The sequence below is a fragment of the Pseudomonas sp. KH_027 genome (assembly GCF_057838565.1).
In genome coordinates this window covers 4805729-4813372 of sequence record NZ_CM174470.1, presented here as the reverse complement: position 1 = coordinate 4813372, position 7644 = coordinate 4805729, and the positions used below count along the sequence as shown (strand labels likewise).

The 7644-nt window shown below is 58.7% G+C and carries 7 protein-coding genes; all 7 read left to right on the top strand.

What is annotated here, in order from left to right; genetic code table 11:
- The first annotated feature begins 528 nt into the window (after positions 1-528).
- The 7 genes from rpmH (at position 529) to rsmG (ending at position 7626) form a co-directional block, all read left to right on the top strand.
- A complete protein-coding gene (gene rpmH / locus AC3IYG_RS22515) occupies positions 529-663 on the top strand; it encodes a 50S ribosomal protein L34 (RefSeq protein WP_002551315.1) in 135 nt (44 codons plus the stop codon).
- Between the two features lie 13 nt (positions 664-676).
- Positions 677-1081, top strand: a complete 405-nt coding sequence (rnpA, locus tag AC3IYG_RS22510) for a ribonuclease P protein component (protein WP_489313989.1) — start codon at positions 677-679, stop codon at positions 1079-1081.
- Positions 1074-1319, top strand: coding sequence for a membrane protein insertion efficiency factor YidD (gene yidD / locus AC3IYG_RS22505; RefSeq protein WP_489311683.1), 246 nt, complete (start codon positions 1074-1076; stop codon positions 1317-1319). The genes rnpA and yidD overlap by 8 nt, the downstream gene beginning before the upstream one ends.
- Before the next feature lie 2 nt (positions 1320-1321).
- On the top strand, positions 1322-3064 hold the full coding sequence (yidC, locus tag AC3IYG_RS22500) for a membrane protein insertase YidC (RefSeq protein WP_489311682.1): 1743 nt from the start codon (positions 1322-1324) through the stop codon (positions 3062-3064).
- Between the two features lie 82 nt (positions 3065-3146).
- The gene (gene mnmE / locus AC3IYG_RS22495) at positions 3147-4514 is read left to right on the top strand and encodes a tRNA uridine-5-carboxymethylaminomethyl(34) synthesis GTPase MnmE (RefSeq protein ID WP_489311681.1); all 1368 of its coding nucleotides are present in this window, start codon (positions 3147-3149) and stop codon (positions 4512-4514) included.
- Positions 4515-5086: 572 nt separating this feature from the next.
- Positions 5087-6979, top strand: coding sequence for a tRNA uridine-5-carboxymethylaminomethyl(34) synthesis enzyme MnmG (mnmG, locus tag AC3IYG_RS22490; RefSeq protein WP_489311680.1), 1893 nt, complete (start codon positions 5087-5089; stop codon positions 6977-6979).
- Complete coding sequence (gene rsmG / locus AC3IYG_RS22485) at positions 6979-7626, top strand: 16S rRNA (guanine(527)-N(7))-methyltransferase RsmG (protein WP_489311679.1); 648 nt, start codon at positions 6979-6981, stop codon at positions 7624-7626. The genes mnmG and rsmG overlap by 1 nt, the downstream gene beginning before the upstream one ends.
- Positions 7627-7644 lie beyond the last annotated feature (18 nt).

The following is a 7644-nucleotide window of genomic DNA, read 5'->3' as shown; positions in this document are numbered from 1 at the left end:
GGAGATCCCCTAAGGTCGGAAGGGCCACGAGGCCAAAAACAGCCGCCATTGTAGCGGCCAAAGAGGTAGTTATCCACATGAAGCGTGTGCTTTGCGCAAGTAAAATCAAAGCTTTACTCAGATTTTATGCATTACAGGCAGCCCTCAAGAACCTCTGTGGATAACCATGCTTGAGCACCCTGCATAACCAGGACGAAAAGCCGGTGGATAACCTGACTGTGGATAAGTACCGACTCTATCCCCAGCTTATCCGCCGGTATCGCACACCTGCAGCACGGCTTCTCGACAAGCTTTAAAATCGCTGAAAGCCTTGATTGGCGGTATCTGTAGAGGTTTATCCACAGAAAATCGCTCCAGTAAGAGTTATTAACATCACTAAAAGATTTAAATATCTTCTTTTTTAATTTTCTTTATCTGCATACGAAAGGTTGGTTGGAAATTGACCTGAGGGCTCGCTTTCTCTAGAATTGCCGGTCTCTTAAAACGGGGGCCATTCCGGCCCGTAGTCGACCACCCAGGTAACGCACCATGAAACGCACTTTCCAACCCAGCACTATCAAGCGCGCTCGCACCCACGGCTTCCGTGCCCGCATGGCCACCAAGAACGGTCGTGCAGTTCTGTCGCGTCGTCGCGCCAAAGGCCGTAAGCGTCTGGCAGTCTGATAATTCGGCACCGGTGGTGAGTCAAGACTTCAGTCGGGAAAAGCGCCTGCTGACCCCTCGACAATTCAAGGCCGTCTTCGACTCCCCCAACGGTAAGGTTCCGGGCAAAAACGTCCTGCTCCTCGCGCGCAACAACGATCTTGATCATCCCCGCCTGGGTTTGGTCATAGGCAAGAAGAGCGTCAAGCTCTCGGTTGAGCGCAATCGTCTGAAGCGTGTGATTCGCGATTCATTCCGCCTGAACCAGGACAGCCTGGTGGGTTGGGATATCGTGATCGTCGCGCGCAAAGGCTTGGGCGAACTAGAAAACCCCGAACTTGTTCAACAGTTCGGCAAACTCTGGAAACGCTTGGCGCGTACTCAACCTCGCCCGGAAACGCTCACCGAAGCAGGGGTAACCGACAGTCCCCATGCGTAAACTGGCACTCGCCTCGATCAAGGTTTACCGCTATGCCATCAGTCCCCTGATGGCCAGTCACTGTCGCTTTTACCCCAGCTGCTCCTGCTACGCGTATGAAGCCATCGAACATCATGGTTTCATGCGCGGCGGCTGGCTGACCTTGCGTCGGCTGGGTCGCTGTCACCCGTGGAATCCCGGTGGTTACGATCCGGTTCCAATCGCCCCAATTTCCCGACCCCCTTCGATGGCCGAGTAATCATGGATATTAAACGCTCGATCCTGATCGCCGCCCTGGCAATCGTGTCCTATGTCATGGTTCTCAAGTGGAACGAGGACTACGGTCAAGCCGCGCTGCCAACTCAGAGTGCACCCGCCAACAGCGCTGCCTCGACGTTGCCGGATACCCCTGTTGCGAATGCCGGCAGCGATGATGTGCCGACCGCCAATGCCGCGCACAGCGAACCGAGTGCACTGGCGCCTGCCGCGACCAGCGATAAGCTGATTCGCGTCAAGACCGATGTACTTGAGCTGGCCATCGACCCGCGTGGCGGCGATATCGTGCAGTTGATGCTGCCGCAATACCCGCGCCGGCAAGACCGTCCCGACGTACCGTTCCAGCTGTTCGATAACGGTGGCGAACGTCTGTATCAGGCACAAAGTGGCCTGACCGGCGCCAACGGCCCGGATGCCAATAGCAGCGGCCGGCCGCTCTACACCAGCGCAAAAAGTGCTTACACGCTGGACGAAGGGCAAAACCAGCTGACTGTCGACCTGAACTACAGCGCCGACGGCATCAACTACATCAAGCGTTTCAGCTTCAAGCGCGGTTTGAATGCGCAATGTTCCGCCAAGGAACAGGAGCAGAAGAAAACCGGCTGTGTCGATGCCTCGTCCTATCAGGTCGATGTGCGTTACCTGATCGACAACCAGAGCGCCCAAGCCTGGACCGGTAACCTGTTCGCCCAACTCAAGCGCGACAGCAGCGGCGATCCTTCCTCGACGACGGCCACCGGCACCGCCACCTACCTGGGTGCGGCAGTCTGGACCAAGGAAGAGCCGTACAAGAAAGTCTCGATGAGTGACATCGACAAGCAGGCGCTGAAAGAAACCGTCGAAGGCGGTTGGGTCGCCTGGTTGCAGCATTACTTCGTGACGGCCTGGGTGCCGGCCAAAGACACCAGCAACCTGGTGCAGACGCGCAAGGACAGCCAAGGCAACTACATCGTTGGTTTCACTGGTCCGACTCTGACCGTTGCGGCAGGTGCCAAGGCTGAAACCTCAGCGACACTTTACGCCGGTCCGAAAAGCCAGGAATACCTCAAGCAGTTGTCGCCAGGTCTCGAGCTGACCGTCGACTACGGCATTCTCTGGTTTATTGCCCAACCGATCTTCTGGCTGCTGCAACATATCCACAGCCTGCTCGGTAACTGGGGCTGGTCGATCATCGCACTGACCATCGTCATCAAGCTGGCGTTCTTCCCGTTGTCGGCGGCCAGCTACAAGTCCATGGCGCGCATGCGCGCCGTTGCGCCAAAACTGGCCGCTCTGAAAGAGCAGCATGGCGATGACCGGCAGAAAATGTCGCAAGCCATGATGGAGTTGTACAAGAAAGAGAAGATCAATCCGCTGGGGGGTTGCTTGCCAATCCTCGTGCAGATGCCGGTTTTCCTGTCGCTGTACTGGGTGCTGCTGGAAAGCGTGGAAATGCGCCAGGCACCTTGGATGTTCTGGATCACTGACCTGTCGATCAAGGATCCGTTCTTCATCCTGCCGATCATCATGGGCGCCACCATGTTCATCCAGCAGCAGTTGAACCCGACTCCGCCGGACCCGATGCAGGCCAAGGTGATGAAGCTGATGCCGATCATCTTCACCTTCTTCTTCCTCTGGTTCCCTGCCGGTCTGGTGCTGTACTGGGTGGTCAACAACTGCTTGTCCATCGCCCAGCAGTGGTACATTACCCGCAAGATCGAAGCAGCGACGAAGAAGGCCGAAGCCTGATTCAGCCCTGTTGCTGAGGTAACGCCAAGCGCCCCTTCGTGGGGCGTTTTGCTATCTGCCCTTTGGCCATGAGAACACCGCCATGAGCACCCTTCGTGAAACTATCGCCGCCGTCGCCACCGCTCAAGGCCGTGCGGGCGTGGGCATCGTCCGGGTTTCCGGGCCGCTGGCCGGCAAGATCGGCAAAGCGGTGAGCCGGCGTGAACTGAAACCGCGCTACGCACACTACGGACCTTTCCATGACAGTGAGGAGCAGGTGCTCGATGAGGGGCTAGCCCTGTATTTCCCCGGTCCGCACTCCTTCACCGGCGAAGACGTACTCGAGTTGCAAGGCCATGGCGGCCCGGTGGTCCTCGACCTGCTGCTGCGCCGCTGCCTGCAGTTAGGCGCGCGTCTGGCCCGGCCGGGGGAGTTCAGCGAACGGGCCTTTCTCAACGATAAACTCGACCTGGCTCAGGCCGAAGCAATTGCCGACCTGATCGAAGCCAGCTCCGAGCAGGCGGCACGCAATGCCTTGCGTTCGCTGCAGGGCGAGTTTTCCCGGCGCGTGCATGAGCTGACCGAGCGTCTGATCGCCCTGCGCATCTATGTCGAAGCGGCCATCGACTTTCCCGAGGAAGAAATCGATTTTCTTGCCGACGGTCACGTTCTCGGCCTGCTGGATGAGGTGCGCGCCGAACTGGCCAAGGTGGTACGCGAGGCCGGTCAGGGCGCATTGCTGCGCGACGGTATGACGGTGGTGATCGCCGGTCGGCCGAATGCGGGTAAATCCAGCCTATTGAATGCCTTGGCCGGGCGGGAAGCCGCCATCGTTACCGAAATTGCCGGCACCACCCGGGATGTCTTGCGCGAACATATCCACATCGATGGCATGCCACTGCATGTGGTGGATACCGCCGGCTTGCGCGACACCGATGACCGGGTGGAAAAGATCGGTGTGGAGCGGGCGCTCAAGGCTATTGGTGAAGCTGACCGAGTGCTGTTGGTGGTCGATGCCACAGCCCCCGAGGCCGCCGATCCCTTTGCCTTGTGGCCGGAGTTTCTTGCGCAACGGCCGGATCCGGCGAAGGTCACGCTGATTCGCAATAAAGCCGACCTGACGACGGAAGCCATTACCCTGGACGTCAGCGCCGATGGCCACGTCAGCATCAGCCTCTCGGCCAAATCCACAGCCGGCCTGGATCTGTTGCGCGAACACTTGAAGACCTGCATGGGCTACGAACAAACCTCCGAAAGCAGCTTCAGCGCGCGCAGGCGCCATCTTGAAGCCTTGGGCCAGGCCAGCGCATCGCTCGAACACGGACGCGCCCAGCTGACTCTGGCGGGGGCAGGCGAGCTGTTGGCGGAGGACTTGCGCCAGGCGCAACAGGCTTTAGGGGAAATTACCGGGGCTTTCAGCTCCGACGACCTACTCGGGCGAATTTTCTCCAGCTTCTGCATCGGCAAATAAGCCGGACTGAAGCAACCGGCAAGACCTTGTTCGGTCTCTGGCCAAGCCGTAAACAATTCCTGCTTTTCCCAACCCTCCTTCGGCAAACGTGGAAGCTTTGACGCTTGCACGTTTGTCTGTGGGCGACTTTTGCCTGGAGCAAAGAGGGTCAAACAGACGGATAAGCCTTGTGGAAAACCCGGCCTAAGCCCAGTCCATAACCCGGTGATAAAACGGTGGATGATGTGCCCTGTGGATAACTTGGCATTTCATCCACAGCTTACCTACGGCTACCCAACAGGCAGAAATCAGGATCAACACAAGCTTTTGAAACGCTGCAACCCTAGCAGCTATTGATCTGCAGCGATCTATCCACAGAAAAGTGGCTTATAAGTAATAAACATAAAAACAAAGCTTTATAAAAATTCATTCTTTTAATCTTTATTAACCGCCGTACTTTTCGAGCCAAGGCTGGGCTGGCTATTTTTTGTTCAAAAGGCTTCTTTCACCGTGGCTTAATCCCTATACTTACCGGCTTTCCGCTTTTCCCAAGTCAAAAGCCTCCCCAATTCTCAACAGGCACGAGGTGCGTGGTGGATTTCCCTTCCCGTTTTGATGTGATCGTCATCGGCGGCGGCCATGCCGGTACCGAGGCTGCGCTGGCGGCTGCGCGCATGGGGGTAAAAACCCTGTTGCTGACCCACAACGTGGAAACCCTCGGGCAGATGAGCTGCAACCCGGCCATCGGCGGGATCGGTAAAAGCCACCTGGTCAAGGAAATCGACGCCCTCGGCGGCGCCATGGCTGAAGCCACCGACAAGGGAGGTATTCAGTTTCGCGTGCTCAACAGCCGCAAAGGCCCGGCAGTGCGAGCGACCCGTGCCCAGGCCGATCGTGTTCTGTACAAGGCCGCTATCCGTAACACCCTGGAAAACCAGGAGAACCTGTGGATATTCCAACAAGCCTGCGACGACCTGATCGTCGAGCAGGATCAGGTCCGTGGTGTCGTGACCCAGATGGGGCTGCGGTTCTTTGCTGAATCGGTGGTACTGACCACTGGCACCTTCCTCGGTGGACTTATCCACATCGGTATGCAGAACCATTCCGGCGGTCGTGCCGGTGACCCGCCGTCGATTGCCTTGGCCCAACGACTGCGTGAACACCCGCTACGGGTCGGGCGGTTGAAAACCGGTACACCGCCACGCATCGATGGCCGCTCGGTGGATTTCTCGGTGATGACCGAGCAACCCGGTGATACGCCGATTCCGGTGATGTCCTTTCTCGGTTCGAAAGAGCAGCACCCGCGGCAGGTCAGCTGCTGGATCACCCACACCAATGCCCGCACCCACGAAATCATCGCCGCCAACCTCAATCGTTCGCCGATGTATTCCGGGGTGATCGAAGGGATTGGTCCGCGTTATTGCCCGTCGATCGAAGACAAGATCCATCGCTTTGCCGACAAGGACAGCCATCAGGTATTCATCGAGCCGGAAGGCCTGACCACCCACGAGCTGTACCCGAATGGTATTTCCACTTCGCTGCCCTTCGACGTGCAGCTGGAACTGGTGCGCTCGATCCGGGGCATGGAAAACGCCCATATCGTCCGCCCGGGCTACGCCATCGAGTACGACTACTTCGACCCGCGTGACCTGAAGTACAGCCTGGAAACCAAAGTGATCGGCGGGTTGTTCTTCGCTGGCCAGATCAACGGCACCACCGGTTACGAAGAAGCCGGCGCCCAAGGGCTGCTCGCCGGCGCCAACGCCGCGCTACGCGCCCAGGGCAAGGACAGCTGGTGTCCGCGACGCGACGAGGCCTACATCGGGGTGTTGGTCGACGACCTGATCACCCTCGGTACGCAAGAGCCCTACCGCATGTTCACCTCGCGCGCCGAATACCGGCTGATCCTGCGTGAAGACAACGCTGACCTGCGCCTGACCGAAAAAGGCCGCGAGCTCGGCCTGGTCAATGACCAGCGTTGGGCGGCTTTCTGCGCCAAGCGCGAAGGCATCGAGCAGGAAGAACAACGGCTGAAAAGCACCTGGGTACGCCCCAATACCCCGCAGGGCGACGCGATCGCCGAGCGTTTCGGTACGCCGCTGACCCACGAATACAACCTGCTCAACCTGCTGACCCGCCCGGAAATCGATTACGTCGGGCTGATCGAACTGACAGGCGCCGGTAGCAGCGATGCGCAAGTGGCCGAGCAGGTCGAGATCAAGACCAAGTACGCCGGTTACATCGACCGCCAACAGGACGAGATCGCCCGCCTGCGCGCCAGTGAAGACATCAAGTTACCCGCGGACATCGACTACAGCGGTATTTCCGGCCTGTCGAAAGAGATCCAGCACAAGCTCGGGTTGTCGCGCCCGGAAACCCTCGGCCAGGCTTCGCGGATTCCCGGCGTCACCCCGGCGGCGATTTCCCTGTTGATGATTCACCTGAAAAAACGCGGCGCCAGTCGTCAGTTGGAGCAGAGCGCCTGATGTCCCTGGTTACCGCATCGCACGCCGCCGAATTGACCCAGGGTGCCGAGCAGTTGGGCATCCACCTGAGTGAAAGCCAGCACGGCCAATTGCTGGCCTACCTCGCCCTGCTGATCAAGTGGAACAAGGCCTACAACCTCACCGCTGTGCGCGATCCCGACGAAATGGTCTCGCGTCACCTGCTCGATAGCCTCAGCGTGGTGCCTTTTGTCGCCGAAGGCGGCGATAGCTGGCTGGATGTTGGCAGCGGTGGCGGTATGCCCGGTATTCCTCTGGCGATTCTGTTTCCCGAGCGTCATTTCACTCTGCTGGATTCCAACGGCAAGAAGACCCGCTTCCTCACGCAGGTGAAGCTGGAGCTGAAATTGGCCAACCTCGAAGTTATCCACAGCCGCGTGGAAGGGTTCACGCCTGCGCAGCCGTTCGCCGGCATCTGTTCGCGGGCGTTCAGCGCTCTGGAAGATTTTGCCAACTGGACCCGCCACCTCGGCGACCTGGATACGCGTTGGTTGGCGATGAAAGGCGTGCATCCGGATGACGAGTTGCAGGCATTACCGGCGGACTTCCGTCTCGCCGCCACGCAGGTGCTCAAGGTTCCCGGTTGCCAAGGCCAGCGCCATCTGCTGATACTGCGCCGCACCCTATGACTGGAACAGACGCCGACC

What these genes read in the sequence shown, in the direction of transcription:
- mnmE (WP_489311681.1), top strand. Translation starts at nt 3,147, where the DNA reads ATGAGCACCCTTCGTGAAACTATCGCCGCCGTCGCCACCGCTCAAGGC.
- yidC (WP_489311682.1), top strand. Translation starts at nt 1,322, where the DNA reads ATGGATATTAAACGCTCGATCCTGATCGCCGCCCTGGCAATCGTGTCC.
- rpmH (WP_002551315.1), top strand. Translation starts at nt 529, where the DNA reads ATGAAACGCACTTTCCAACCCAGCACTATCAAGCGCGCTCGCACCCAC.
- rsmG (WP_489311679.1), top strand. Translation starts at nt 6,979, where the DNA reads ATGTCCCTGGTTACCGCATCGCACGCCGCCGAATTGACCCAGGGTGCC.
- yidD (WP_489311683.1), top strand. Translation starts at nt 1,074, where the DNA reads ATGCGTAAACTGGCACTCGCCTCGATCAAGGTTTACCGCTATGCCATC.